The 26,194-nt window shown below is 66.3% G+C and carries 25 protein-coding genes; 13 read left to right on the top strand and 12 right to left on the bottom strand.

Going from position 1 to position 26,194, the window contains the following annotated elements:
* Nucleotides 1-149: 149 nt before the first annotated feature.
* Entirely contained in the window at nt 150-980 is an 831-nt protein-coding gene (locus KEC55_RS26640; RefSeq protein ID WP_282508099.1) for a peptidylprolyl isomerase, read from the top strand.
* Nucleotides 981-1,011: 31 nt separating this feature from the next.
* On the opposite strand, the gene KEC55_RS26635 is transcribed toward KEC55_RS26640, so the two are convergent.
* A complete protein-coding gene (locus KEC55_RS26635; RefSeq protein ID WP_282508098.1) occupies nt 1,012-1,449 on the bottom strand; it encodes a GNAT family N-acetyltransferase in 438 nt (145 codons plus the stop codon).
* Between the two features lie 42 nt (nt 1,450-1,491).
* Entirely contained in the window at nt 1,492-2,448 is a 957-nt protein-coding gene (locus tag KEC55_RS26630; RefSeq protein ID WP_348995540.1) for a hypothetical protein, read from the bottom strand.
* A 309-nt stretch (nt 2,449-2,757) separates the two neighbouring features.
* Between KEC55_RS26630 and KEC55_RS26625 the strand changes: the two genes are divergently transcribed.
* Both KEC55_RS26625 and KEC55_RS26620 read left to right on the top strand, forming a co-directional pair.
* The gene (locus tag KEC55_RS26625; protein ID WP_282508096.1) at nt 2,758-4,050 is read left to right on the top strand and encodes an MASE1 domain-containing protein; all 1,293 of its coding nucleotides are present in this window, start codon (nt 2,758-2,760) and stop codon (nt 4,048-4,050) included.
* Nucleotides 4,051-4,063: 13 nt separating this feature from the next.
* Entirely contained in the window at nt 4,064-4,879 is an 816-nt protein-coding gene (locus tag KEC55_RS26620) for an alpha/beta hydrolase (protein WP_282508095.1), read from the top strand.
* A gap of 7 nt (nt 4,880-4,886) precedes the next feature.
* On the opposite strand, the gene KEC55_RS26615 is transcribed toward KEC55_RS26620, so the two are convergent.
* A complete protein-coding gene (locus tag KEC55_RS26615) occupies nt 4,887-5,909 on the bottom strand; it encodes a MerR family transcriptional regulator (RefSeq protein ID WP_282508094.1) in 1,023 nt (340 codons plus the stop codon).
* 191 nt (nt 5,910-6,100) lie between these two features.
* On the opposite strand from KEC55_RS26615, the gene KEC55_RS26610 reads away from it, so the two are divergent.
* On the top strand, nt 6,101-6,796 hold the full coding sequence (locus KEC55_RS26610) for a hypothetical protein (protein WP_282508093.1): 696 nt from the start codon (nt 6,101-6,103) through the stop codon (nt 6,794-6,796).
* Between the two features lie 42 nt (nt 6,797-6,838).
* On the opposite strand, the gene KEC55_RS26605 is transcribed toward KEC55_RS26610, so the two are convergent.
* From KEC55_RS26605 to KEC55_RS26590, 4 genes are all read right to left on the bottom strand, one after another.
* Nucleotides 6,839-7,924 carry an ATP-binding protein gene (locus KEC55_RS26605; protein ID WP_282508092.1) on the bottom strand — a complete coding sequence of 362 codons (1,086 nt, stop codon included), beginning with the start codon at nt 7,922-7,924 and terminating at the stop codon, nt 6,839-6,841.
* Nucleotides 7,921-8,658: a response regulator gene (locus KEC55_RS26600; RefSeq protein ID WP_282508091.1), complete on the bottom strand. Its 738-nt coding sequence runs from the start codon at nt 8,656-8,658 to the stop codon at nt 7,921-7,923. Before KEC55_RS26600 ends, KEC55_RS26605 begins: the two co-directional genes overlap by 4 nt.
* 92 nt (nt 8,659-8,750) lie before the next feature.
* Nucleotides 8,751-9,197, bottom strand: a complete 447-nt coding sequence (locus KEC55_RS26595; protein WP_282508090.1) for a PaaI family thioesterase — start codon at nt 9,195-9,197, stop codon at nt 8,751-8,753.
* A 256-nt stretch (nt 9,198-9,453) separates the two neighbouring features.
* Complete coding sequence (locus KEC55_RS26590; RefSeq protein ID WP_282508089.1) at nt 9,454-9,687, bottom strand: hypothetical protein; 234 nt, start codon at nt 9,685-9,687, stop codon at nt 9,454-9,456.
* Nucleotides 9,688-9,898: 211 nt separating this feature from the next.
* Here KEC55_RS26590 and KEC55_RS26585 point away from each other — a divergent pair, with 211 nt between their 5' ends.
* The 8 genes from KEC55_RS26585 to KEC55_RS26550 all read left to right on the top strand — a co-directional run bounded on the left by KEC55_RS26585 (nt 9,899) and on the right by KEC55_RS26550 (nt 17,076).
* Nucleotides 9,899-10,399: a GNAT family N-acetyltransferase gene (locus KEC55_RS26585; RefSeq protein WP_282508088.1), complete on the top strand. Its 501-nt coding sequence runs from the start codon at nt 9,899-9,901 to the stop codon at nt 10,397-10,399.
* Between the two features lie 133 nt (nt 10,400-10,532).
* Nucleotides 10,533-11,207 (top strand): histidine phosphatase family protein, encoded by a 675-nt coding sequence (locus KEC55_RS26580; protein ID WP_282508087.1) that lies wholly within the window; start codon nt 10,533-10,535, stop codon nt 11,205-11,207.
* A gap of 20 nt (nt 11,208-11,227) precedes the next feature.
* On the top strand, nt 11,228-12,259 hold the full coding sequence (locus tag KEC55_RS26575) for a phosphotransferase (RefSeq protein ID WP_282508086.1): 1,032 nt from the start codon (nt 11,228-11,230) through the stop codon (nt 12,257-12,259).
* 58 nt (nt 12,260-12,317) lie between these two features.
* Nucleotides 12,318-13,082, top strand: coding sequence for an SDR family oxidoreductase (locus tag KEC55_RS26570; protein ID WP_176048715.1), 765 nt, complete (start codon nt 12,318-12,320; stop codon nt 13,080-13,082).
* A gap of 7 nt (nt 13,083-13,089) precedes the next feature.
* On the top strand, nt 13,090-13,848 hold the full coding sequence (locus KEC55_RS26565) for an SDR family NAD(P)-dependent oxidoreductase (RefSeq protein WP_176048714.1): 759 nt from the start codon (nt 13,090-13,092) through the stop codon (nt 13,846-13,848).
* A gap of 34 nt (nt 13,849-13,882) precedes the next feature.
* Nucleotides 13,883-15,127 (top strand): acyl-CoA dehydrogenase family protein, encoded by a 1,245-nt coding sequence (locus KEC55_RS26560; RefSeq protein ID WP_282508084.1) that lies wholly within the window; start codon nt 13,883-13,885, stop codon nt 15,125-15,127.
* 76 nt (nt 15,128-15,203) lie between these two features.
* The gene (locus tag KEC55_RS26555) at nt 15,204-16,109 is read left to right on the top strand and encodes a LysR family transcriptional regulator (RefSeq protein WP_282508083.1); all 906 of its coding nucleotides are present in this window, start codon (nt 15,204-15,206) and stop codon (nt 16,107-16,109) included.
* A 259-nt stretch (nt 16,110-16,368) separates the two neighbouring features.
* A complete protein-coding gene (locus KEC55_RS26550) occupies nt 16,369-17,076 on the top strand; it encodes a hypothetical protein (RefSeq protein ID WP_282508082.1) in 708 nt (235 codons plus the stop codon).
* Nucleotides 17,077-17,565: 489 nt separating this feature from the next.
* Here KEC55_RS26550 and KEC55_RS26545 read toward each other — a convergent pair whose 3' ends face one another.
* From KEC55_RS26545 to KEC55_RS26530, 4 genes are all read right to left on the bottom strand, one after another.
* Nucleotides 17,566-20,604 (bottom strand): FAD-binding and (Fe-S)-binding domain-containing protein, encoded by a 3,039-nt coding sequence (locus KEC55_RS26545; RefSeq protein WP_282508080.1) that lies wholly within the window; start codon nt 20,602-20,604, stop codon nt 17,566-17,568.
* Between the two features lie 29 nt (nt 20,605-20,633).
* On the bottom strand, nt 20,634-21,395 hold the full coding sequence (locus KEC55_RS26540; RefSeq protein WP_282508079.1) for a 2-keto-4-pentenoate hydratase: 762 nt from the start codon (nt 21,393-21,395) through the stop codon (nt 20,634-20,636).
* A 54-nt stretch (nt 21,396-21,449) separates the two neighbouring features.
* Complete coding sequence (locus KEC55_RS26535; protein ID WP_282508078.1) at nt 21,450-22,724, bottom strand: MFS transporter; 1,275 nt, start codon at nt 22,722-22,724, stop codon at nt 21,450-21,452.
* Nucleotides 22,725-22,871: 147 nt separating this feature from the next.
* Nucleotides 22,872-24,092 carry a pyridoxal-phosphate-dependent aminotransferase family protein gene (locus tag KEC55_RS26530; protein ID WP_282508077.1) on the bottom strand — a complete coding sequence of 407 codons (1,221 nt, stop codon included), beginning with the start codon at nt 24,090-24,092 and terminating at the stop codon, nt 22,872-22,874.
* Between the two features lie 183 nt (nt 24,093-24,275).
* On the opposite strand from KEC55_RS26530, the gene KEC55_RS26525 reads away from it, so the two are divergent.
* Nucleotides 24,276-24,980 carry a GntR family transcriptional regulator gene (locus KEC55_RS26525; protein ID WP_282508076.1) on the top strand — a complete coding sequence of 235 codons (705 nt, stop codon included), beginning with the start codon at nt 24,276-24,278 and terminating at the stop codon, nt 24,978-24,980.
* Nucleotides 24,981-25,058: 78 nt separating this feature from the next.
* Here KEC55_RS26525 and KEC55_RS26520 read toward each other — a convergent pair whose 3' ends face one another.
* Nucleotides 25,059-26,129, bottom strand: coding sequence for a porin (locus KEC55_RS26520; RefSeq protein WP_282508075.1), 1,071 nt, complete (start codon nt 26,127-26,129; stop codon nt 25,059-25,061).
* Nucleotides 26,130-26,194: the final 65 nt, after the last annotated feature.

The following is a 26,194-nucleotide window of genomic DNA, read 5'->3' as shown; positions in this document are numbered from 1 at the left end:
GCGTTGCGCGGCGCTTCCCAACCTCCCGACGCGGAAATGCGGTTCCGTGCACAATGACAGCGGCACACGCAGGCGCTGCGTGTGCGTGCACGATGAACTGGCGCGGCATGCTCCATGCCGGGCTTTTTACGCTCGAAGCGACGATAACGATGAAGATGAAGACGACACCGAACCGCCTGTTGCTGATCGCCGCACTGGCCGGCGCACTGAGCGGTTCCGTTTACGCGCAGACGGCCGCGACAGTCGCGACCGTCAACGGCACGCCGATCACGCAGACCGACGTCGACACGCTGCTGCGCGCGTCCGGGCAGCCCGATTCGCCGCAGGTCCGCCAAGCGATCAAGAACCAGCTGATCACGCGCGTGCTGGTGCAGCAGGCGGCCGAGAAGGCGAACTACGGCGACAAGCCCGAGGTCAAGGCGGCGGTGCAGCAGGCGAAGGCGACGGCCGAGGTGCAGCTATACCTGCGCGACAACGTGAAGCCCGAGCCGGTGACCGACGAGCAGGTGAAGGCGCGTTACGACGCGCTCGTCGCGACGCTCGGCAAGAGCGAATACAAGCCGCGCGTGATCGTCGTCAAGGATCCGGTGACGGCCGCGACCGTGCTGAGTGAGTTGAAAGCGGGCAAGTCGTTCGACGGGCTCGCGCGTCAGTACAGCATGGCGCCGAGCCGCGACAGCGGCGGCGAGCTGCCGTGGGTGAGCTTCAACACGCCGGCGGCGGAAGGCAGGACGGGCGGGTTGCCGCTGCCGGTCGCTCAGGCGCTCGAGAAGCTGACCGTCGGCGCGGCGACGAAGGATTCGATTCCGGTCGATGGCGTGCGGGCGATCGTGAAGCTGGATGCGAAGCGGCCGACGCAGGTGCCCGGTTTCGAGGCCGCGAAGCCGGGGCTTCAGCAGCAGCTGCAGGCGATCGCGGTCGAGAAGGCGAGCGCGCAGATGATCGGCAATCTGCTGAAGGACGCGAAGATCACGCAATGATCGTCATGCGGCGGCGTCGCAACGGCGTGCGTCACGCGCGCCAGATCAGGCTCGCGCTCGTGTCGGTTTCCGACGCGAGCCGGAAGCCGAGCCGTTCGTAGAGCCGCCGCGCCGGGTTGCCGTGCAGCACGCTGAGCGATACCGGCACGTGCTCGCGTGCGGCGTCGGTCAGCAATGCGTTCAGCACGGCCTCGCCGATGCCGCGGCCCTGGTGCGCCGGGAGAATCTGGATCTGATGGACGTGCCATTCGCCGGCGGCGCGCGTCACCTTCAGCAAGCCGATGGCCTCGGCGCCTGCGCAAACAATCATCGCGTCTTCAAAGTGCGCGCGGATGCGCTGGTCGTGCGCCGCGTCATCGGTCGGCGCGCCGACGCGTTGCAGGTGCTCGGTCATCGTCAGTCGACGGAGCGTCAGCAGGAACGGGAGGTCGGTGGCGGAGGCAGGACGCAGATCGATCGCCGGTTTCATGATGGTTGACGGGTTGCGTTGGGCATCGGGCTTCGACGCGGATCACAGGCCGGGCAACTGAATTTGCAGGCCGGCCGGGCGATGTTCGAGAACATCCGTGACTTCATATTCGGTTTTTGCGCCGTCTGAAGTTTGCCATTGCTGCATACGGACATTGCACAAGAGCACGTCCCCCTTGCTGAAACTGATCTGGCTGTTGTTCACGCGCGACAGGAAGCCGGCATCCGTGATCGTTGCGTGAATCGTCGACGTGCCGTCGTACAGCCGCCATTTGTTGTCGTCCTTGAACGCGAGCGACACGATCGAGAACGCCATCTTGCGATGCTCGTCGAGCAGGAGCGCGTCGGTTGGCTCGGGCGCGTGAAACCACGCAATCTCGTGGCGGGCGACCGTCTCGAACACTTCCGTATCGGTGCCGGCCGCGAAAATCTCGACGCCTTCGCGCGCGAGCGGCGCCAGGACCTGCGCGGTTGCGTGGCGAACGCGGACGTCGCGCAGCAGCGTGAGGACGGGCAGGTCGATCTCGAGTTCGTCGCCCTCGACCTGCAGCACCGCGATGTGATCCTGGATCCGCACCTGCCGGATCTCGCGCCCGCGCAGCCATCTGAGAACGGCGAAGAGCCCCTTCCTCGCCTTGGGCGCGGCGATGCCGAGCGCGGTCAGGATCGTGACCGCATTGGCGAGCGCCGTGCCTTCGTTGCCGCTCAGCATGTCACGCATGCGGCCGAGCAGTGAGGTCGCGAGCGTGAAGTCGATGCCGAAGCTGCCGGTCTTGAAGCTGCCGCGCACGTTCACCTGCGGCCGAACCTGATCGCCGCACAGTGCGCGCGTCGATGCGTCGAGCAAATCGCCGAATGCAAGCAGCGCGGGCGCGAGTTCGCGCACGTCCATCTCGGACGATTCGAGCGCGGGCCCGTCGTACGTGACGCGAAATCGGCTCATGGCATCGAAGGGGCCGATGTCGGCCGGACCGGGGCTGTTTCCATTACGTGTGGTCATGGGGAATGCGGGCTGGAGACGTGGACGATACCCGAAACGAATGCTTTCGGATGCCTTTCATCGTAGGCGCGGCCGGCCGGCTGCGCGCGATTTTGGCCATCCGGACAAGACCGCATACGAACGTGTCCCGATAGCAGTCGGCGAGCCACGAACTTTTCCGATACTTTCCCGGTCACACTCGCCAGCCTGCGGGCGTGCCGGGGCCCCGAACGTGGTTCCGGGCCCCGGTATTCCCCCACCTACCCCATCCGCATATCATTCGCACATCGCGCACCTGCAGGCCGCAGGCGCGGCACACAGGGATTCTCGATGGACACCAAACGATCGCGGCCGGGGCTCGTCGCCGCGCTGCTCTGGGCGGCGCTGTATCTCGCGACCGGCTACATCTCGCACGAGTTCAACGGCCCCGTCCGGCTGACGGGCTACATCTGGCTGCCGGCCGGCGTCACGGTCGGCGCGTTCATGTTGCGGCCGGTGCGCGACTGGCTGACGCTGGCCGGCGCGTTCCTCGTGGGGCAGCTCGCACTGACGGCGATCGAACACGGCAGCCTCGTCAATGCGGTGCTGTTCACGATCGACGAGGTCGGCGCGGCCGCGCTCGCGGTCTGGCTCGTGCAGCGCGTGCGCTTCTCGCTCGAAGGGCTGTACTTCCTGCGCTCGGTGATCCTCGCCGGGTTGATCGCGGGCGTCGTCGGCGCGATCGGCGGCGCGGCGTGGTACACGACGGTCAAGGGCGCGCCGTTCTTCGACGTGTGGTCGGTGTGGGCTGCATCCGATTTCGTCGGCGTGCTGCTGGTCACGCCGGTGCTCGCGTCGTGGTCGCGCTTTCGCGCGCACCGCTCGGGCGACCACGAGCGCTTCGACCTGATGCTCGGGATCGTCGCGTTCGTGCTGCTCGTGATCGTCGCGCTGGTGATCTTCGACGGCGACACGTCGCAGAAATTCGGCACGGGCGCCGGCTTCGCGCTCACGTATATTCCGCTGTTCCTGACCGTCGCGGTGACGCTGCTGCTCGGCGGTCGCGCGGGCTCGTCGTCGGTGCTGGTGCTCGCGCTGATCGTGATCGAGCAGACCGCGCAGGGCGACGGCCCGTTCTCGTCGTTTCACGAACACTACGGCAGCGCGCTGCTCGAAGCGCAGCTCTATCTCGCGGTCGCGTCGCTGCTGGTGCTGACGGTCAGCACGCTGAAGACGACGCGCGAGCGTGTGCACGAGCATGCGGCGGTCCTGCAGAACAACATGGAGCTCGCGCTCGCGAGCGCCGGCCAGATCGCGTACGTGCTCGATCCGGAGTCGGGCCGGATCGACTGGAGCGGCGACGTCGAGCGTGTGTTCGGCGTCGGCGTCGATGCGTCGCAGATCGCGAGCGTGCCGCTCGTGCTCGAACGCGTGCAGCCGGGCGACCGCGAAGCACTGAGCGACTACTGGAACGCGGAGATCGCCGGCGAGGATCGCGCGTCGCTGTCGCTGCGCATCGTGCTGCGCGACGGCGGCACGCAGACGATCACCGACCACGGCGCGCCGTTGCTCGATTCGAACGTCGACGTAACGGTGGTCGCGGGCGTCTGGCAGATCGAACGCGTGTGGCCGGCGGACGAATGAGCAGGCACGTGTCATGACAGGCCGCACGGGCGTCCTGCTGATCCACGGGCTCGGCGGCACGCAATACGATCTCGGTTCGCTGCACAAGGCGATGCGGCGCGCGGGCGCCGACACGCACATGATCACGCTGCCGGGACACGGCACGCGCCCCGAGGATCTGGTCGGCGTGCGCGCGGAGGCGTGGCTCGACGCGGTGACCGAACAGTATCGCGCGCTGGAACGCGAGTACGACACGCTGCATGTCGCGGGCATGTGCATGGGCGCGCTGGTCGCACTGCTGCTGTGCCACCGCGTGCAGCATGCGCGCGGCCGGCTCGCGTTGCTGGCGACGCCGGTGTTCATCGACGGCTGGTCGACGCCGTGGTACCGGTCGCTGCGGCATGTGCTGTATCGCGTGCCGGGTGTCGCGGAGCGGATGCGCGTCGAGGAAGGCGATCCGTTCGGCATCAAGAACGCGACGATCCGCGCGATCGTGAAGAAGAAGTTCGAGCGGCAGGACAGCTTCCACTACGCGTGGGTGCCGCTTGCCTGTGTGCGGCAGGTCGACCGGATGCGCGACTGGGCGCTCGGGGCCGCGTCCGGCACGCCGTGCCCGACGCTCGTGCTGCATGCGCGCGAGGACGAACTGACGAGCCTGCGCTCGGCCGATTTCCTGCTGGAGAAGATGCCCGACGCGCGCGGGATCGTGCTGGAGAACAGCTATCACATGATCTGCGCGGACAACGATCGCGACGACGTCGCGCGGCACGTGCTCGAATTCTTCGGCTTCGATCCCGTGCATGCGGTGAGCCCGGCGATGGCGCGGCGGATGGGGCGGCCGGAATCGTGACGGCGGACTACGTCGCTTCCGGCCGGCGGGCGAGCCGCTCGCGGATCTCCGGCGACGCCAGGCACGTCGCCACGGCTTCATAGCCGGGTGCGCCGGGGTAAGGCGCCACGCGTGACGGCGGGCTGTGATTGGCGGGGCACAACAGGATGGTTTCGTCGGGGCCGACGGCGGACAGATCGAGGATCGCCGACGAGCGCGTGAGCAGGAACAGCGGGCGCATGCCGGCGGCCGCGCATTCACGCAGATGTGCGATCAAGGCCAGTTGCGTGGGCCGGTCGAGATCCTGTTCGATCATGTCGACGACCCGCGCGTGCGGGCTTTCCGCTTCGAGGCCGACGAGCAGCGCGGTCAGCGCTGTCGACGGCGTTGCGCCTCTGCCGGTGAGCGAGGTCAATGTGCGGTCGACCCGCGACTTCAGCGCAGGATCGGCGTGCAATGCCGCGCATGCCGCCGCACCATCGCTTTCCAGCCGATCGAGCCCCACGAACACGGCGTCGGGCAGCGCGTCGGCCAGCCGAAGCGCGAGCCGCGTCTTGCCGCTTCCCAGCGAGCCGATGATGTAGTTCAGCGGCCGGATGTCACGACACTCGAACCACTCGCCGCCCCACGGCCACGGCAGGTTGAATGCGACACCGGCGCCCGTATCGTCGAGCAGCCTGGTGAGTTCGCCATCGGCCGGCATCCGGCCGCGTGCGAGGCCGGCACGGATCGCGCGCACGCGGTCGATCTTGCGCACGAGATCCTGAATGCCGTGGTCAAGCGCCGTTTCATGAGCGGCCAGCGCGTCGTCGAGGCTGCGCGCGTCGCCGTCGAGCACGCTCGCCACCTGCGCGAGACCGATGCCGAGCTTGCGTAGCGCCGCGATGTCGGCGGCGCGGGCGAGATCGTCCGGGCCATACGCGCGGTATCCGGCCGGCGTACGTTCGGGCGTGACGAGGCCGTGCTGCTCGTACAGCCGCAGCGCCTTGATCGAGACGCCGAGCTGCGCGGCGGCCGCCGATGCGTTCAAACGGGGCGTGGACGTACCCATCCGTCACCTCTTTGCTGTCGATTCGTTGCGGTCAGCATAAAGGCGATCCCAAGGGCCGGGTCAAGCGCGATTGCGCGCCCGCTCAGTCGGCGGCCCCGTTCTCGCCGCGCTGCGCATCTGGGAGAATGCGGCTGCGGCCGTGCCGATTCACGGCCCGCACCGATACGGCGCAGGATCCGACAGGTGGGAAATTGACCGACAACGAAGAACTATCGCTCCGCCCGGAAAGCCGCTTCTGGCAGCTTGCGCCGGTGAAATGGTGGATTCGCGGGCACGGCCGCGACGGCTATTCGTTCCGTCTGCTGCTGTGCCCGCTCGTGCTCGTGTTCGTGCTCGAATTCGCCTGCATGATGTTCGAGGCGCTGTACACGAGCATCGCCGTCAGCGCGGTCGCGACGCTGTTCCTCGGCGTCGCCGGTTACTACGGCGCGCAGCGCGAATGGCTTGTGACGTCCGCGACCGCGCGCGCACTCGTGAAGGCGCGCATGAAGAAGGCGGCCGAGCGGCTCGCGTCGCTCGGCGTCGGCGCGACGGTGCTCGCGATCTTCGTCGCCGCGACCTCGCTGTCGCTCGTGATGTCAGGGCAGCCGGTGCTGGACAGCGTGTCGAAGGATGCCGTGTCGATCTTCATCGCGCTGGTATTCCTGCCGGTGTACGTGTCCGGCGCGGTGCGCAAGCTGGCGATCGCGCGAATCGAGGAACTGGAGGCGCTGCGCAACGCAACGCTCGGCACGAAGCTGAAATTCGACCGGGCCGGCGCCGTGCGCGCGGTGGTCGTGCAGGGCGCGGCCGGGGAGGGGACCAAAGGCACGGTGTCCGCGATGGAGTACACGGTGCTCGGGTTCAGCCCGCCGCTCGAACAGGTCGGGCGTGAACCGCGCGCGTGAAGGTGTAACGGAGTAAGGGCGTAGAGGCGTAACCGCGGCGCGTTACGCCGGGAAGCGCTCGCTGTCGGGCGCCGGCGCGAGGTCGTCGGGCCACTGCACCTCGAATCGCGTGCCGCCCGCGCCGGTCGGCACGCAGAGGGCTTCGCCGCGGTGCGCATGCGCGATCGCCGCGACGACGGCGAGCCCGAGGCCGGTGCCGCCGGGTTGCGTATCGTCCACGCGCCGGAATGCCTGGAACACGTGCTGCGCGAACTCGGCCGGGATGCCGGGGCCGTCGTCCTCGACGCGCAGCCGGCACATCCCGTTCTCGACGCGCGTCTGGATCCGGATCGTGCCGGGCACCGCATGGCGGCGCGCGTTCTCCAGCAGCGCCAGCAACGCCTGGCGGATGCGGACCGGGTCGCAGCACATGCGTCGCGCGTCGAGATCGAGTTCCGGATGCTGGCCGGCGGCCTGCAGCGCGTGCGCGAACACGTCGACCACGGCGCGCACATCGGCGGCGAGATCGGTGTCTCGGATCTCGATGCTCAGGTGGCCGCTGTCGGCGAGACTGACCACGCGCAGATCCTCGATCAGCCGCGTCAGCCCTTCGACCTGTGCGAGCAGGCTGCGGTACAGCGCTTCGCTCGGCGTGAACACGCCTTCGGCGAGCCCCTGCAGCCGCCCGCGCAGCACGGTCACGGGCGTGCGCAGTTCATGGGCGATCGCCGCGTTCCAGAACGTCTGCTCGTCGGTCACGCGCTGCAGTTCGCTCGCGAGTGCGTTGAAGTTGTCGGCGAGCAGCGCCGCTTCGTGCAGTGAACGGTCGCCGGCGACGGCGCGTGCACCGAGATCGCCGCGCGCGACGCGGCGGATGCTGTCCGTCACCGAGTTCAGCGGCACGAGGATGCGGCGCGACAGGTTGACCGCGACGACGACCGAGATCAGCAGGCCGACCAGCGTGGTCGAGATGATCCACACCCACTCCGGCCCGCTCGGGAGCCAGCTCTGCGGCTTGAAGTACTCGGGCGAGTACTGGTACAGCAGGTAGTAGAACGCGTAGGCCGTCACGACGATCAGCACCGTGATGCCGAACGCGATCGCGCCCATCGTCAGCGCGATCTGGCGGCTCAGGCCGTCGAGTTTCAATCGCCGCTCCACAGTTTGTAGCCGACGCCGCGCACGCTGGCGGGCACGCCCTGCACGCCGAGATCGTCCAGTTTCTTGCGCAGTTTGCTGACGTGGCTGTCGACCGTACGCTCCAGCGCATCGCCTTCCGGCAGGCAGGTGGCCATCAGTTCGGCGCGACTGAACACGCGGCGCGGCGCGCGCGCAAGCTGCGCGAGCAGCTTGAATTCGGTGAGCGTGAGTACGAGCGTGTGCCGTGCGCTGCCGACTTCGACCGTCGCTTCGTGGTGCTCGAGATCGATCTCGAACGGGGCGGCGCGCAGCACGCGCTGTTCTTCCTGGCGCGAGCCGGCCATCGACCGGCGCAGCACGGCCTGCGCGCGTGCGACGACTTCGGCCGGGTTGAACGGCTTGACCACGTAGTCGTCGGCGCCGATGCGCAGCCCGGTCAGCTTGTCGATGTCCTGGTCGAGCGCGGTCAGCATGATGACCGGCGTGTCGCCGCGATGGCGGATTTCGGCGAGCACCTTCCAGCCGTCGACGTGCGGCATCTGCACGTCGAGCAGCACGAGGTCGGGTTTCAGCGACAGGTGGAGTTCGAGCGCGCGGCGACCGTCGGCGGCGTGCACGGTGCGCAGGCCGTTGCGCGCGAAGTAGGCGGTCAGGATTTCGGCGATCTCGGGTTCGTCCTCGGCAATGAGGACGAGCGCTTGCGCGCCCTGGCCGGCGCCGGGAGATGAAGAAAATTCGGGCATGGCCACTCGTTCAGATCCATCGGGGTTCCATCGAGTCGCCATACTACCGCACGGGAAACGCCGTTGAACAAAGGCAGGGCGGCGGCGCCGCGTCACGCGCGATCGCGCTTGCCGTGCATCACCATGATGGTTTGCTGCATGACCGCGCACAGCGTTTCCTTGTTGCCGCTAACGGCGAAGACTTCCGCCTTGGTGACGATCAGCGTGCGTCCCGGCCGGATCACCTCGCCACGGGCGATCAGCTTGTCGCCCGCGGCAGGGGCGACGAGATTGACCTTGTACTCGACGGTCAGGACCGACGCATCGGCAGCCACGGTGGTCATTGCAGCGTAGCCGGCGGCCGAATCGGCGATCATGCCGACTACGCCTCCGTGGATGAAACCGTGCTGCTGCTCGATGCCCTGCCAGTGCGGCACGTGGATTTCGGTCCGTCCGACGTCGATCAGCGGCATGCTGGCCTGGATCAGGCGCATCGCATGCTGCTTGTCGAAACTGGCGGCGACAGATTCGATGAAGTTCGGATTGAGGACGTCGGTCATGGTGCTTTCAGTGGGGTGAGCCGAGGTTTATCTGGGGCGCTGGCGCGCAAGCCGCTCGCGTACGGCTTGCGGGGGGGGGGGCGAAAGCGTAACGCAGAACGGAAGGTGCCTGGGCTGTGCCGGGCGAGCGCCCCGAATGGCCGGGCCGCATGGACGAAGCCCGGCTGCGAGCGTCAGCCGGGCCAGCGTGGCCCTGTCACGTCAGTTTGACTCGCCGCATCTGTCCGGGCCTGGCGCGGATTACTCGAACAAGACGCTATATCGCGTGATGCGACGCAGCAGTAATCGCGTCAATCACTTGACTGATTACGTAGATAGCCGCGAAGAACAACACCAGTTTGATCACGGCTTTATACATATCAGACATGCGCTGATCGAGTTTACGCGTCGCGAGAGGGGTCTGTTCCCGGTGAGCCCGGTCTTTCAACGCAGCATATGTAGCAATGACAAAGAATCCCTTTGCAATGAGTCCAACCGTATGCAGATTCATCTTTATTGTCCGTTTCGAAGTGCCGGTGATTTTCGAACTCACAAGGTTTATCGACACGATTGCTCGCCGGCTTGAGGGCGGTGTCGCCGCCACGCCGTGACATACGACCGACAGGTGGTGGCAGGATTATCGCAGTACCGGATGGCGTCGCGTGAAGTGACGAACATTCATTCGAATTAAAATTACCTCTCCCGTTTCCGACGAATATCCGATGCTGATGCTCACAATCCACCGGCTTTCCGGCGAGTTGGAAAGCGACCGCACAAACGTCCGGCGTGTCTTTTTCGAATCCCCTTCATATACGCAACTCGTCGAAGGCCGCTCACCGGCCGAAGAAGACATCGACGATTTTTTCGCCGGCAAGCCTGCCGGCAAGGACGCGGCTGACAAATCGGTGTTCGGGTTGTTTGCCGGCGAGCAGATGATCGGATGTGCAGATGTCATCCGCGCCTATCCGAACGGCGATTGCGTATGGATCGGCCTGCTGTTGCTGTCGGAAGTGAGCCAAGGGCACGGTTACGGGAAGGCAGCGTTGGGGTTGCTGGTCGACATGGCACGGGATTGGGGCTATTGCCTTGCGCAACTGGCCGTCATTTCGACCAATCCTCGCGCGCTGGCATTCTGGCAGCGCGAAGGCTTCGACGAGATTCGGCGCACGGTGAATCCGAAATTCACCGGAGACGTCATCGTCATGCAGCGCCCGATCCGGTAGCACCCGCTCGCCGATCCGTGGCAACGACACCCCGTTTCGATTCACTCGATGAATACCCCCGGATTCAGAAAATAAAGTTTGAGAATGCATCCCGGCCGCCTATGCTGAATCCTTCTGATCTGGCGGGCATGCGATGGCTGAACTCTTTCTGGTACGGCACGGGCAGGCGTCGTTCGGCACCGACGACTACGACCGGCTTTCCGCGGCGGGCGAGCAGCAGGGCGTCTGGCTCGGCGAATACTTCGCGCGGCAGGGCCTGGCGTTCGACCGCGTGATCTGCGGCACGATGACCCGCCACGCGCAGACGGTCGACGCGATCCTGCGCGGGATGGGCCGCGAAGGCGTGCCGGTCGACCGCCATCCGGGCCTGAACGAATACGACTTCCACGGGCTGTTCGCGGCTGCCGCCCACGACTACCCGGAGATCGCGCGGCTTGCCGCCGGCTCGATGAAGGAGCATTTCCGCGCGCTCCGGCAGGTGCTGCAGCTGTGGACCGAGGACAAGCTCGGCGACGCGGCCCCCGAAACCTGGTCGCATTTCCAGCAGCGCGTTTCCGATGCCCGCGCGGCGATCCGCCACGGCGGCGGCCAGCGCGTGCTCGCGGTGAGCTCCGGCGGCCCGATCGCCGTCACCGTCCAGCAGGTGCTCGCGGCGCCGCCGTCGAGCGCGATCGCGCTGAACCTGCAGATCCGCAACAGCAGTCTTTCGCAGTTTTTCTTCAACGCCGATGCGTTCCACCTCGCGTCGTTCAACGGCATCCCGCATCTGGAGGATCCCGAACGGCACGCTTGGCGGACCTACGGCTGACCCACGAACGACACGCGACGATGACGAACCCTTCCCAGCAACTCGACGTAGCCCGCCTCACGCGCTATCTGGAAACGCACGTGCCGGGCTTCGAAGGCCCGGTCGACACGGAGAAGTTTGCCGGCGGCCAGTCGAATCCGACTTTCCTGCTGCACGCGAAGAGCGGCCGCTACGTGCTGCGCCGCCAGCCGCCGGGCGAACTGCTGAAGTCCGCGCACGCGGTCGACCGCGAATTCCGCGTGCTGACCGCGCTGTCGGGCACCGCGGTGCCGGTCGCACGACCGTATCACCTGTGCGAAGACCGCGACGTGATCGGCAGCCTGTTCTACGTGATGAGTTTCGAGGACGGCCGGATCTTCTGGGATCCCGCGCTGCCGGAACTGCCGAAGGCCGATCGCGCGGCGTGCTACGACGCGCTGCTGCAGACGATGGCCGCGCTGCACGACGTCGATGTCGACGCGGTGGGCCTGGCCGACTACGGCCGCCCCGGCAACTACTTCGAGCGCCAGATCGGCGTATGGACGAAGCAGTATCGCGCGGCCGAAACCGAGCGTCTCGACGCGATGGAGACGCTGATCGACTGGCTGCCGAAAGCCTGCCCCGAGGACACGGGCCGGCCGGCGCTGGTGCACGGCGATTTCCGGATCGACAACCTGATGTTCGCGCGCGACAGCTATCGCGTGCAGGCCGTGCTCGACTGGGAACTGTCGACGCTTGGCAATCCGCTCGCCGATCTCGCCTATTTCTGCATGTGTCTGCGGCTGCCGTCGGGCGGGCAGGTGCGCGGGCTCGCGGGCCAGGATCGCGCCGAACTCGGCATTCCTGACGAAGCGGCGATCGTCGCGCGTTACTGCGAACTGCGCGGGATCGAGCCGATCCGCGACTGGCACTTCTATCTCGCGTTCAGTTTCTTCCGGCTCGCGTCGATCGCGCAGGGCGTGAAGGCGCGCGCGCTGCAGGGCAACGCGTCGAGCGAGCAGGCGCTTCGTGTTGGCGCGATGGCTGGCCGGCTGGCCGAACTGGCCGTGAGCGTGATCGACGCGCATCGCTGAAAGCGCCGCGATCGTACGCGGCCACACGACACACCCATCAATGGAGGAGCGAGACAACATGGCAACGAATCTGTTCGACCTGACCGGCAAGATCGCGCTGGTGACGGGCGCAAGCCGCGGCATCGGCGAGGAAATCGCGAAACTGCTCGCGGAGCAGGGCGCGCACGTGATCGTGTCGAGCCGCAAGCTCGACGACTGTCAGGCCGTGGCCGACGCGATCGTCGCGGCGGGCGGCCGCGCCGAGGCGCTGGCCTGCCACGTCGGCCGGCTGGAAGATATCGCGGCGACGTTCGAGCACATCCGCGGCAGGCACGGGCGGCTCGACATCCTCGTGAACAATGCGGCCGCGAACCCGTATTTCGGGCACATCCTCGATACGGATCTCGCCGCCTACGAGAAGACCGTCGACGTGAACATCCGCGGCTACTTCTTCATGTCGGTCGAGGCCGGCAAGCTGATGAAGGAACACGGCGGCGGCGCGATCGTCAACACGGCGTCGGTGAACGCGCTGCAGCCGGGCGACCGGCAGGGCATCTACTCGATCACGAAGGCGGCCGTCGTCAACATGACGAAGGCGTTCGCGAAGGAGTGCGGGCCGCTCGGCATTCGCGTGAACGCGCTGCTGCCGGGGCTCACGAAGACGAAGTTCGCGGGCGCGCTGTTCGCCGACAAGGACATCTACGAAACCTGGAAGGCGAAGATCCCGCTGCGCCGCCACGCGGAGCCGCGCGAAATGGCCGGCACCGTGCTGTATCTCGTGTCGGACGCGGCGAGCTACACGAACGGCGAATGCATCGTCGTCGACGGCGGCCTGACGATCTGAACGCGCGATGAAAATCGACAGCTACGCCGGCCAGGCCGTGATGATCACCGGCGCCGCGAGCGGCTTCGGCGCGCTGCTCGCGAGCGAACTCGCCGCGATGGGCGCGCGGCTCGCGCTCGGCGACCTGAACGGCGAAGCGCTCGAACGCGTGGCCGCGCCGCTGCGCGCGGCCGGCGCCGACGTGATTGCGCAGCGTTGCGACGTGCGCGTCGAAGCGGACGTGGCGGCGCTGGTGCATGACGCCGCCGAGCGTTTCGGGCGGCTCGACGTCGGCATCAACAACGCGGGCATCGCCCCGCCGATGAAGGCGCTGATCGACACCGACGAAGCCGATCTCGACCTGAGCTTCGCGGTGAACGCAAAGGGCGTGTTCTTCGGGATGAAGCACCAGATCCGCCAGATGCTCGCGCAGCGCGAAGGCGTGATCCTGAACGTCGCGTCGATGGCCGGGCTCGGCGGCGCGCCGAAGCTGGCCGCGTACGCGGCGTCGAAGCATGCGGTGGTCGGGCTCACGAAGACGGCCGCGCTCGAATACGCGCGCCACGGCATCCGCGTGAACGCGGTGTGCCCGTTCTACAGCGCGACGCCGATGGTCACCGATAGCGATATCGGCGACCGCCAGGACTTTCTCGCGCAGGGCTCGCCGATGAAGCGGCTCGGCCGGCCCGACGAAATCGTCGCGACGATGCTGACGCTGTGCGCGAAGGAAAACACGTATCTGACCGGGCAGGCCGTCGCCGTCGACGGCGGTGTCTCGGCTTTCTGACCGAACGGAACACCAATATCTCGAGGAGTCGATCATGGACTTTGGCTACACCCCGAAAGTGGAAGCACTGTGCGAACGCGTGCGCGCATTCATGGACGCGCACATCGTGCCGCGCATCCGCCAGTGGAACGAGGAAGTGCATGCGGGCCAGTATCCCGTGTCGTTCATGGAGGAGCTGAAAGAGCGCGCGAAGGCGGAAGGGCTGTGGAACTTGTTCCTGCCGCACCTGAAGGACGACGAGCCCGGCATGGGCCTGACGAACCTCGAATACGCGCCGCTCGCCGAGATCATGGGGCGCGTGAGTTGGGCGTCGGAAGTGTTCAACTGCAATGCGCCGGACACCGGCAACATGGAGCTGCTGCACATGTTCGCGACGCCCGAGCAGCGCGAGGAATGGCTGCTGCCATTGCTGCGCGGCGAGATCCGCTCGGCGTTCGCGATGACGGAGCCCGACGTCGCGTCGTCGGATGCGACGAACATCACGACGCGCATCGAGCGCGTTGGCGACGAGTACGTGATCAACGGCCGCAAGTGGTTCATCACGAACGCCGCGCATCCGAACTGCAAGATCTTCATCGTGATGGGCAAGACCGACCCCGATGCCGAATCGCACCAGCAGCAGAGCATGATTCTCGTGCCGCGCGACACGCCGGGCGTGACGGTCGTGCGCAACATCACGGTGGTCAATCACTACGCGCCGGAAGGGCACTGTGAAATCACGTTCGACAACGTGCGCGTGCCGGCGCGCAACCTGCTCGGCGAGGAGGGCAGCGGTTTCGCGCTCGCGCAGGCGCGCCTCGGGCCGGGCCGCATCCACCACTGCATGCGCTCGATCGGTGCGGCCGAACTGGCGCTGGAACTGATGGTCGACCGCGCGCAGTCGCGCGTCGCGTTCGGCAAGCCGCTGAACCGGCATGGCACCGTCGGCGAATGGATCGCGCGTTCGCGGATCGAGATCGACCAGGCGCGCCTGCTGGTGCTGAAGGCCGCGTGGATGATCGACAAGGTCGGCGCGAAAGCCGCGCGCAAGGAGATCTCGATGATCAAGGCGCTCGTGCCGACCGTCTATACCGATGTGTGCGACCGCGCGATGCAGGTGTTCGGTGCGGCGGGGTTGAGCCCCGATACGCCGCTCGCCGACCTGTGGACCTGGGGCCGCGCGCTGCGCTTCGCCGACGGCCCGGACGAGGTGCATCTGCAGGCAATTGCACGGATGGAGATCAAGGACGGCGAGCCCGGTTCGACCGCACCGTACCTGACGCCGCCGCTGCGCGGCTGAGCGTCCCGCCGGGATACGCAAGGCCGTGGACGAACGGGAGGCGCGCGCCGTAAGATGCCGGCAAGGAGATCCGGCGATGCGCTTGACGAAGATTGATCTGAACCTGTTCGTCGTATTCGAGGCGATCTACAACAAGCGCAACCTGACGCGTGCGGCCGAGGTGCTGAACCTCACGCAGCCGGCCGTCAGCAATGCGCTGGCGCGGCTGCGCAAGACGCTGAACGATCCGCTGTTCGTCAGCACGCCGGCCGGGATGATGCCGACCCCGATGGCCGAGAACATCGTCGGCCGCGTGCGCGAAGCGCTGCAACTGCTCGATTCGAGTGCGCACGAAGGCGACGTGTTCGATCCGGCGTCGTCCGAGCGCGTGTTCCGGCTCAGCATGAGCGACCTGACCGAAGCGCTGCTCCTGCCGGCGCTCGGCGAACTGTTGCAGACGCATGCGCCCGGCATGCACGTGCGCAGCTACACGATGGATCGCCGCGAAGTCGCGACCGCGCTCGCGAACGGTTCCGTCGACATCGCGATCGACGCGCCGCTGATCGGCGATCCACATCTGCACCAGGCGCTGCTCGTGCAAGACCGCTACGCATGCATGATCCGCGACGATCACCCGTTCAAGGGCGACACGCTCACCATGGACGACTACCTGTCGATGGGGCACATCCACGTGTCGAGCCGCCGCAAGGGCAGCGGGCACGTCGATGCGGAGCTGACGCGTCTCGGGCTGCGCCGCGACATCCAGATGCGCGTGCAGCACTACATGGTCGCGCCGCTGATCGCGATGCGCGGCGATCTCGTGCTGACGGCGCCGCTGCGGCTGCTGCAGCGCTATCCGGCGCGCATTCTCGAACTGCCGTTCGAGATGCCGGGGCTCGACTACTTCTGCTACTGGCATCGCAGCGCGGATCAGGACCAGGGCAGCCGGTGGCTGCGCGAACAGCTGATGACGTTGATGGGCGGGATCGGCGAATCGCAGTGATAGATGCCGTAGCGATAAAGTACTGCTGATAATGTTGGCTGAGGTGCGAGAGTTCCTGAGGATCTCGCGTGGGCACGCTTACGATCTGCTTCGTTCAGACAAGCAGCGGTCAGTCTGATGGCCGTCAATTGATAATTGGTCGGGGTGAGAATTTTTGTCGCCCGAGGTGAGGTTGTTGATCGGAACAGCATTCGTGGAGACGTCGGCTGGCGAGGATCGTTCAGTCGATCCGGACAATTAACTGGAATGTAGGCCGGAAATGGAAGAAAAGGCGTTGGATACTCTACATCCATGCGATTTGCTGAGGACGATCGACTCGCTTTATGAGCCCGACATCAGAAACGGATATTTTTCTCGGTTCGACAGGACCATTGGGAATTTCCGGCCAGGCACTGCAGCCGAGCATCTCGAGGACGTAGCATTGTTCATACTCAGCGTGAATGTGCCAGAGTCGGTTCGAATCCATTTCGAGACGGCAAAAAATCTCTATGCATATGCGTGGTTCGTCTATCGCTTCTATCCTGTAGCGGAACAGCAAGCCCTGACATCGTTGGAGTTCGCGTTGCGCGAGTGGTTAACTACCGAGATCGAGCGATCGTCGCTGGTCAGGGCCGAGCCGCCTCGCGGTTTGAACAAATTGCTGAAAGAAGCAATGAAGCGAAAGGCGATATCGAACGACAGGTTTTCGTGGTCAAGGGAGCAAGCACTGCAGCGCGCCAGACATCGAGCCGAACACCAGAAACTCCAAGAGATGCAGCGCCGCGGATTGACGACGGTCCAGATCGACTACTCGAATGTAGAGCCGATGCTCGAGGATTTCGATGACTGGATCGGCATATTCATTGATACATTGCCCAGGATTCGCAACGAATACGCTCATGGCTCAGGTTTCCTTCATAACACGGTCTCACGCACATTCGAGATCGTTAGTGAATTGATCAATCAGTTATTCGTCCCGACACAATAGCGAGTCCGATTGACTGCCGACAGAGAGACTGCAGCGGCACGTATCAGTTGTGCGCTCGAAAGCTACCGAGCAATCACGTTCCAGTTCTTCTCCCAAGAGGCCACGACTATGCTGGTCTTTCTTGACAAAGAGTACACCGTGCTCTTTCAGCCGACCTCGAAATCAATCAGTTCGGGGAGGGTAATGAAGGGCGAACGAAAAAAATTTATGTCGAGCTCAAAGATACTCGTAAGCTCAAGGATTGCTCTGACCGTGTTTAACGCAAAGTGTTGAAATTACTTGGCGGGCCCGATATATCTCTTTTCAAGCCGGCCAAAGCTGCTCCAGTGGCTTACTTGCTCGAATGGCTTACCGTGCCCCCATGTATGGAGCAGATCGCCTGCGCGTCGAGAGAGAGTGGCATTAATGACGTAATGGGTGGTTGATCATATCGACGACCACGAGCATATCCACGCCGAGCCAATTTCTCGGCTGCCGTGGCGCCGGCCGTCAACCGCGCAACGCCTGCGCCAGTACACGCGCCACATGCACGGCCTGCGTCTGCGCGCCGTCCTGAATCTGATGCCGGCAACTCGTGCCGTCCGCGATGACGATCGCGCCCTCGGCCCGCGCCCGCACCGCCGGCAGCAGCGACTGTTCGGCCATCGCCTGCGACGCGTCGTAGTGTTCGGCTTCGTAGCCGAAGCTGCCGGCCATCCCGCAGCACGACGATTCGACCGGCAACACCTTCAACCCCGGAATCCAGCGCAGCACCGTCTGCACCGGCGTGAACGCGCCGAACGCCTTCTGATGGCAATGGCCGTGCACGAGCGCTTCTTTCGCATCGATTGCGTGCAGCGGCAGTGACAACCGGCCGGCCTCCTGTTCGCGCACGAGAAACTCCTCGAACAGGAACGCGTGGCTTGCGAGTCGCGCCGCTTCGTCGCCATAGCTATAAGCAAGAAACTCGTCGCGCATCGACAGCAGGCACGAAGGCTCCAGCCCGACGATCGCGACGCCGCGTTCGAGATATGGACGCAACGTATCGAGCGTGCGTTTCGCCTCGGCCTTCGCTTCATCGACAAGCCCGGCCGCGAGGAACGTGCGGCCGCAGCACAGTGGCCGCTCACCTTCGCGCACGTTGAAATGCACGGTGTAGCCGGCCGCTTCGAGCACGGCCTGCGCGGCGCGCGCGTTGTCCGGTTCCTGGTAGTTGCTGAACGTATCGACGAAGAGCAGCACTTCGCGGGTGGCCGCCCCTTTTTTCGAAGGTGCTGACGTACTCGCGCCAGCGCCTATATTCGCGAGGAACGGCCGCGCAAACGCAGGCAGCGCCCGCTGCGGCGCGAGGCCGATCCATCGCTTCATCCACGACGCCACGACCGGCACGCCATTCGCGAACGCGATCGCGCCACGCATCCGCGCGGCCCACGACGCATAACGCGGCAGGTACGCAACGAGCCGTTCACGCAGCGTCGTGCCGTGCTTGCGGTTCCACGCATGTCGCGCCTCGATCTTGAAGCGCGCCATGTCGACACCCGTCGGGCAATCGCGCTTGCAGCCCTTGCACGACACGCACAGGTCGAGCGCGGCCTTCACGTCGTCGCCGGCGAGGCCGTCGGCGCCGAGCTGGCCCGTCACCGCGAGCCGCAGCGTATTCGCGCGGCCGCGCGTCACGTGCTGCTCGTCGCGTGTCACGCGGTAGCTCGGGCACATCGTGCCCGCGTCGAACTTGCGGCAGTGGCCGTTGTTGTTGCACATCTCGATAGCCGACGCGAGCCCGTGCGTGATGTCGGTGCCGGAGCCGGGGGCGGTTTCGTCACCGATCAGCGGGTCGCGCGTGACGTTCCAGGCCGACCAGTCGAGCGCCGGTCGCAGCGGCAGTGCCGCATAGCCGGGCGCGAAACGGAAATGTTCGCGCGTATCCATCTTCGGCGGATTGACGATCTTGTCCGGGTTGAAGCGGTTGTCGGGATCGAACAGCGCCTTGATCTCCGCGAACGCCGCGTTCAGGCGCGGGCCGTATTGCCACGCGACCCATTCGCCGCGACACAGCCCGTCACCGTGTTCGCCCGAATACGCGCCCTTGTACTCGCGCACGAGCGCCGCCGCCTCTTCGGCGATCTCGCGCATGCGCGTCGCGCCGTCGCGCCGCATGTCGAGGATCGGCCGCACGTGCAGCGTGCCGACGCTGGCATGCGCGTACCACGTGCCTTCGGTTTCATGCTTGTGGAATACGTCGGTCAGGCGGCGCGTGTATTCGGCGAGATGTTCGAGCGGCACAGCGCAATCCTCGATGAACGACACCGGCTTGCCGTCGCCCTTCATGCTCATCATGATGTTCAGCCCGGCCTTGCGCACGTCCCACAGCGCCTTCTGCGCGCCGGCATCGGTCATCTTCACGACGCTGTCGGGCAGCCCGAGATCGGCCATCAGTTCGGCGAGCCGGTCGAGTTGCGTCAGCTGCGCATCGCGCGATTCGCCCGCGAATTCGACGAGCAGGATCGCTTGTGGCTGCCCGACCAGCGCCTGTTCGATCACCGTGCGGAACGCCGGGTTCTCCATCGACAGGTCGATCATCGTGCGATCGACGAGTTCGACGGCCACCGGCTTCAGCTTCACGATGTGCTGCGCAGTGTCCATCGCCTGGTAGAAGGTCGGGAAGTTCACGACGCCGAGCGCCTTGTGCGCGGGCAGCGGCGCGAGCTTCAGCGTGATCTGCCGGCTGTACGCGAGCGTGCCTTCCGAGCCGACGAGCAGGTGCGCGAGATTTGCGTGACCATCGTCGGTGTACGCGCGCGGGTTCTGGCAGTCGAACAGGTCGAGGTTGTAGCCGGCCACGCGGCGCAGCACCTTCGGCACGCGCTCGACGATCTCGTCGCGCTCGCGTGTCGCGATGCGTTCGACGCCGTGCAGCAGCTCGAGCGTGCGACGGTCGGTAACGGGCTGCGCGAGCGAGCCGAACCGGCATTCGCTGCCGTCGGCAAGGATCGCGTCGATCGCGAGCACGTTGTGCACCATGTTGCCGTACTCGATCGAGCGCGACCCGCATGAGTTGTTGCCGGCCATCCCGCCGATCGTGCATTGCGAGCCGGTCGACACGTCGACCGGGAACCACAGCCCGTGCGGCTTCAGCCACGCGTTCAGGTGATCGAGGACGATGCCGGGTTCGACGGTGACGGTGCGCGCTTGCGCATCGAATTCAACGATCCGGTTCAACCATTTGCTGTTGTCGACGACGAGCGCCTCGCCGACCGTCTGCCCGCACTGGCTCGTGCCGGCGCCGCGTGCGAGCACGGGAATCTTGCGGTCGCGCGCGATGTCGAGCGCGATGCGCAGGTCGTCCTGGTCGCGCGGTACGACCACGCCGAGCGGCATGATCTGGTAGATCGACGCGTCGGTCGCGTAGCGGCCGCGGCTCGCGCGATCGGCGTGGACGTCGCCGCGCATTTCCGTGCGCAGCCGCTCGAACAGCGGCGACAGCGCGGCGCCTTGCGACGGCACGAGATGGACGGGGCGAACCAGCGAGGGCGAGACGGCGGATGTCATGGCGGCGGTCGGTATCGGGTAAAAGCGAATCAGGCGAGCGTGACGCTGACGGGCGGCAGCCCGGCGATGTGGCCGACGGCCGTGCCGGCAGCCTGCGGGAAATACATCCCCGTGTACGAGCCGGTCGTGACGACGGTGCCGGCCGGCAGTACGATGCCGCGCCGCGATGCGTGATTGACGAGCCACGGCAGCAGGCGGCGCGGGTCGCCTGCGGGGTTCGTGCCCGATGCGGCACCGGCGATGTCCTGCCCGTCGAATGTGAACATCGGGGCCGGCGCGACGAACGGGAAATCGTCGCGATAACCGGTCATCTCGCCGAGCACGAGCGCGCCGTGGTTCTGCAGGTCGGCGAGCTGCGCGACGGGGGCGACGTCCGGCCATTCGCGGAAGCGGCTTGCGACGATCTCGATCGATGCGCCCATCTGCGCGATGCCGTCGAACACTTCGTCGTCGGCATAGGCGGTCGCACGCGGTGCGAAGTCGCGGCCGAAGCGGAACGCGATTTCCAGTTCGAGGCCGAGCGGCCGGAACGCACTGCGCGGCAGCGTGACGCCGCTCGCATGGCGGCAGTCGTCCGGCAGCGGCGCGCCCTGAATCGGGCCGTCGGGCTGCTTCGCGCCGACCTTCCATGCGCCGATCGCGGCGCTGCGCACGGCGAGTACTTGCGCCTGCACCGCATAGGCGGCGTCGGCATCGGCGGGGACGAGTTCCGAAGGCAGCGCGGCGAACGCGATGCCATGTTGCCAGCCGTCGGCGAGCCGGACGGCGAGGTCGTGGGTAGCTTGGGTCATGGTTTGCGGTACGAAAAAGAGGGGGGCGCCACTAGCAGCAGCGCCCCGTTGGCATCAGGCCGGCGAGCGGTGGGTTGCGGGCTGTTCTGCAGGGGCATCGGCGAAGCGGCTATCTGGCTGCATGCGGAACGCGAGCAGCACGCCCAAGCCCATCAGCACCATGCTGCCGATGAACGGCAGCTCCCAGCTGCCGAAGCGGTCGATCACGAAGCCGGAGATCACCGGCGACAGGATCGCCGCGAGCGCGGAGCCGGAATTCATCATCCCGCTCGCGGTGCCCGAGTATTCCGGCGCGATGTCCATCGGCACGGCCCACATCGGGCCGATCGTCATCTCGGCGAAGAAGAAGCCGGCCGCGAGGCACGCCATCGACACGTACAGGTCGTGCATGAACAGCAGCGGCAGCAGCGACAGCAGCGTGAACAGCATGCAGATCGACACCATCCAGCTGCGCGCACGCTTGAGGCTGCCGGTGCGTGCGTAGATGCGGTCGGTGACGATGCCGCCGAGCGTGTCGCCGATCACGCCAGCGAAGAACACCGCGGATGCAAACACGGCCGATTTCTTCAGGTCGAGGTCGTAGCTGTGCAGGAAGTACTGCGGAATCCAGCTCAGAAACAGCCACAGCGTCCAGCCGTAGCAGAAGTAGACGATCGTGACGGGCATCATCCGGCGGAACAGCGGGCCCCACGGCACGGTGGCGGGCTTCTGTTTGGGCGGCGGCAGCGCATCGAGTTCGGCCTGCGTGATGCGCGGGTGATCCTTCGGATGCTCGGTGTAGACGAGCGCCCAGACCGCGACCCACACGATGCTGATCACGCCGCAGATGTAGAACGATTCGCGCCACCCGTACACGGCCATCACCGCGACCACGGCGGCCGGCGCGACCGCGTTGCCGACGCGCGAAAACGCGTGCGTGATGCCCTGTGCGAAGCCGCGCTTCTCGCGCGGCACCCAGCGCGACATCGCCGACGTGGCCGCCGGGAACGTCGCGCCTTCGCCGAGCCCGAGCAGCAGCCGCGCGGCGAGCAGCGACGCGAGGCCGCCGGCCATCCCGGTGAGCAGTGTCGCCACGGCCCACAGCAGCCCGCACGCGAGCAGCGTGCGGCGCGCGCCGAAGCGGTCGCTGACCCAGCCGCCGATGATCTGGAATACGAGATACGGATACGCGAACGCGGAGAACACGAGGCCGATCTCCGTCTTGTTCAGCCCGAATTCCCGGCCGAACCCGGCGGCAGCCGTGCTCACGTTCACGCGGTCGAGGTACGTGATGAAGTACATCACGCATAGCATCACCAGCACGATGCCGGTCGCCCGGAACAGCTTCATGTTGCGTCTCCTGAATGTTGTCTGGCTTGCCGCTGCAACCGCGCCGGCTCTGAGGCCGGTTTCGTGCCGATGCAGCGCGGCCGCGCGTCGTGCGGGCCGCAAAGGGGAATAAGCGATGTGCCTGCGGCGGGCCGCAGGCACGCGCGGTCAGGCCGCCGCGCGCAGCGCGGGCGTATGGGTGTTCGACGCGAGATAGTCCATCGCCGCGACCACGCCGCTCGCGGCAACCGGCACGCCGGCGAGTTTCAACCCCATCTCGCAACCGGCGAGCGTGGCCATCAGCGTGAGGTCGTTGCAGTCGCCGAGATGGCCGATGCGGAACATCTTGCCGCGCATCTTGCCGAGCGCTTGCCCGAGCGACATGTCGAAGCGTTCGTAGATCAGCTTGCGCACGGCGTCCGCGTCGACGCCGTCGGGCATCATCACGCCGGTCAGCACGGGGCTGTAGACGGCCGGGTCCGCGCACTGGATCTCGAGGCCCCATGCGCGCACCGCGCGGCGCGTCGCTTCCGCGAGCCGCTGGTGGCGCGCGAACACGTTGTCGAGCCCTTCGCCGAGGATCATGTCGAGCGCTTCGGCCAGCCCGTACAGCAGGTTGGTGTTCGGCGTGTACGGCCAGTAGCCGTTCCTGTTCGCCTCGATGATCTCGTGCCAGCCCCAGAACGCGCGCGGCAGCTTCGCGTGCTCGCTCGCCGCGAGCGCCTTCGGCGACACCGCGTTGAAGCTGATGCCCGGCGGCAGCATCAACCCCTTCTGCGAACCCGACACCGTTACGTCGACGCCCCATTCGTCATGGCGGTAGTCGGCGGACGCGAGCCCCGAGATCGTGTCGACCATCAGCAGCGCCGGGTGGCCGGCCGCGTCGATCGCGCGGCGCACCGCGGCGATGTCGGACGTGACGCCGGTGGACGTCTCGTTGTGCACCACGCACACGGCCTTGATGTCGCGCGCTGTGTCGGCGCGCAGGCGCGCTTCGATCATGTCGGGCTGCACGCCGCGGCGCCAGCCTTCGATGCCCGGCAGCCCGAGGAATTCGGGTTTCAGGCCGAGCGCCTCGGCCATCTTCTTCCACAGCGTCGCGAAGTGGCCGGTCTCAACCATCAGCACGGTGTCGTCGGCGCTCAGCGTGTTGGTCAGCGCGGCTTCCCATGCGCCGGTGCCCGACGCCGGATAGATGACCACCGGCTGCGTGGTCTTGAAGATCTTCTTGATGCCGGCCAGCACCTTCAGGCCGAGTGCGCCGAATTCGGGGCCACGGTGGTCGATGGTCGGGTAGCTCATCGCCCGCAGGATGCGGTCGGGTACCGGGCTCGGCCCCGGAATCTGCAGGAAGTGGCGGCCGGACGGGTGAAAGTCGAGTTGCAGCATGGTCGTTCTGTCTCCTTGGTTGCATTTTGCATTTTGAATGCAAAATACTTTAGCAGAGCGATCGCAGTAGAACCAAGCGCTGATTTCGCCGAAAATGCCGGTGTTTACCCGATATTGGCGGGGCGATATTCGGGTCGGGCGAGTTGCAGTAGAATCGCGGGAAGCAAGAGGGAAGGACTTTGCATGCAAAATTTGAATGATCTGGAGCATGCCGGCGGCGCGCCGGCACTGCCGAAACTGGAGCGGCAACGGCTGCATGACACGGTCGTCGAGCACCTGCGCAAGTTCATCGTCGAAGGCGTGCTGACGCCCGGCATGCGGCTGAACGAGCGCGAGCTGTGCGAGACGCTCGGCATTTCGCGTACGCCGCTGCGCGAGGCGTTCAAGGTGCTGGCGTCCGAGGGGCTGCTGGTGCTGTCGCCGAACCGCGGCGCGAGCGTGTACCGGATGAGCGAATCGGAGATCCGCGAGACGTTCGAGCTGATGTCGGGGCTGGAGGCGTTTTCAGGCGAGCTGGCTTGCGAGCGCATCACGCCGGCCGAACTCGCGGAGATCAAGGCGCTGCATTACTCGATGCTCGCGTGCCGGATGCAGAACGATCTGCCCGGCTACTACAGCCGCAACCAGGAAATCCACGACCGCATCAACGAGGCCGCGCGCAATTCGGCGCTGCGCGGCACGTACCAGGCGATCAACCGCCGGATCATGTCGATGCGGTTCCGCTCGAACCAGCACGTCGAGAAGTGGGATCGCGCGGTGCACGATCACGAGGAGATGATCAAGGCGCTGGAGGCACGCGACGGCAAGGCGCTCGCGGCGATCCTGCGGCGGCACTTGCTGGAGAAGCGCGACGCGGTGTTGCTGCTGCACGCGGAAGTCGACGCGTAGTCATCGCGCGCCGCGCGCGAAGCGTAGCATCGTCGCCGCGCCGCACGGCGTCGCACCGCACCGCGCTGTCGCGCCGGCTCAGAACGCCGTGCGCAGCCCGAGCCCGGCCGAGTCGCCATTGCCGTAGCCGCTCGCACGGTCACGCATGTAGGCCACGTACACGTCGGTCCGCTTCGACAGCCGGTAGTCGTAGCCGAGCGCCCAGGTCGTTCTCGACGGGCGGTCGCGCCCGTGGCTCTTCGCGGCCATCACCGACGCGAGCACCGTGCCGAAGCCGATCGGCACCGCTGCGCCCACCTGCGCGCTGTGGGTGCCGAGCCCGCCGCCGTCGATCGCATCGTGCACGTACTGATAGAACGCGGTGAACTTCACGACCTTCAGGTCGTAGCCGACGCCGGCCAGCACGGCGTCCTGCTGCGTGAAGCCGGTGATGGCGGCGTTCAGGTCGCCTGGCGTCCGGTCGAATTTCGCCTGCTGGAACGCGAGCGTCGCGCTGAACGCGCGGCGCCCGTCGTAGGTGAAGTTGCCACCCCACTGGTTCGCGCCCGCGTGGCCGGGCGCGTTGCCGGTCGCATAGATCAGGCTCGCTTGCAGCGCGTGCTCGCCGGGCGTCGAAACCAGCACCGAATTGCTCCAGCCGTTGTCGCCGACGAGGCCTTGCCCCGATACGCCCTTGTACATCTGGTTCAGCGCCGGCGAGAAGCCGAACGACGTCGAGAACGGGTTGAAGCGCACGACCGAGACGTAATACGGTGTCGTGTTGCGTCCCGCGCGCAGCACGCCGTACGGCGCCGCGACGCCGACATACGCGTTGCGCCCGAAGAACGTATCGCCGCTGAAGCGGCCGGCGCCGCCGTTCGACGGGCGCATGAACGCTTCGAGCGCGAACTGCAGCGCGTAGCCGCCGCCGAGATCCTCGCGGCCGCCGATTCCCCAGAAGCTCGTCGTGAAGCCGCCCGAATTCATGGCATACGCGCGCGGCTTGCCGAGGCTCTTTTGCGTGCCGACATAGACGTCGGCCAGCCCGTACAGCGAGACGGACGACTGGGCCGTGGCGTCGTCGGCGATCGTACAGGCGATCAGCGATGCGCCGACGGTCGACAGCAGCCGGCGGCGCCTGCCGGCACTCCGGATCAAATGAATAGGCATACTGATTGAATGGCGTGAAGAAAGAGAGGCGGACGGGTGCGCGGCGGCACCCGTCGAACGGCGCG

This window comes from Burkholderia cepacia, from assembly GCF_029962485.1.
GTDB lineage: Bacteria > Pseudomonadota > Gammaproteobacteria > Burkholderiales > Burkholderiaceae > Burkholderia.
The sequence above is the reverse complement of the archived record's forward strand: the minus strand, read 5'-3'. Positions and strand labels throughout refer to the sequence as shown.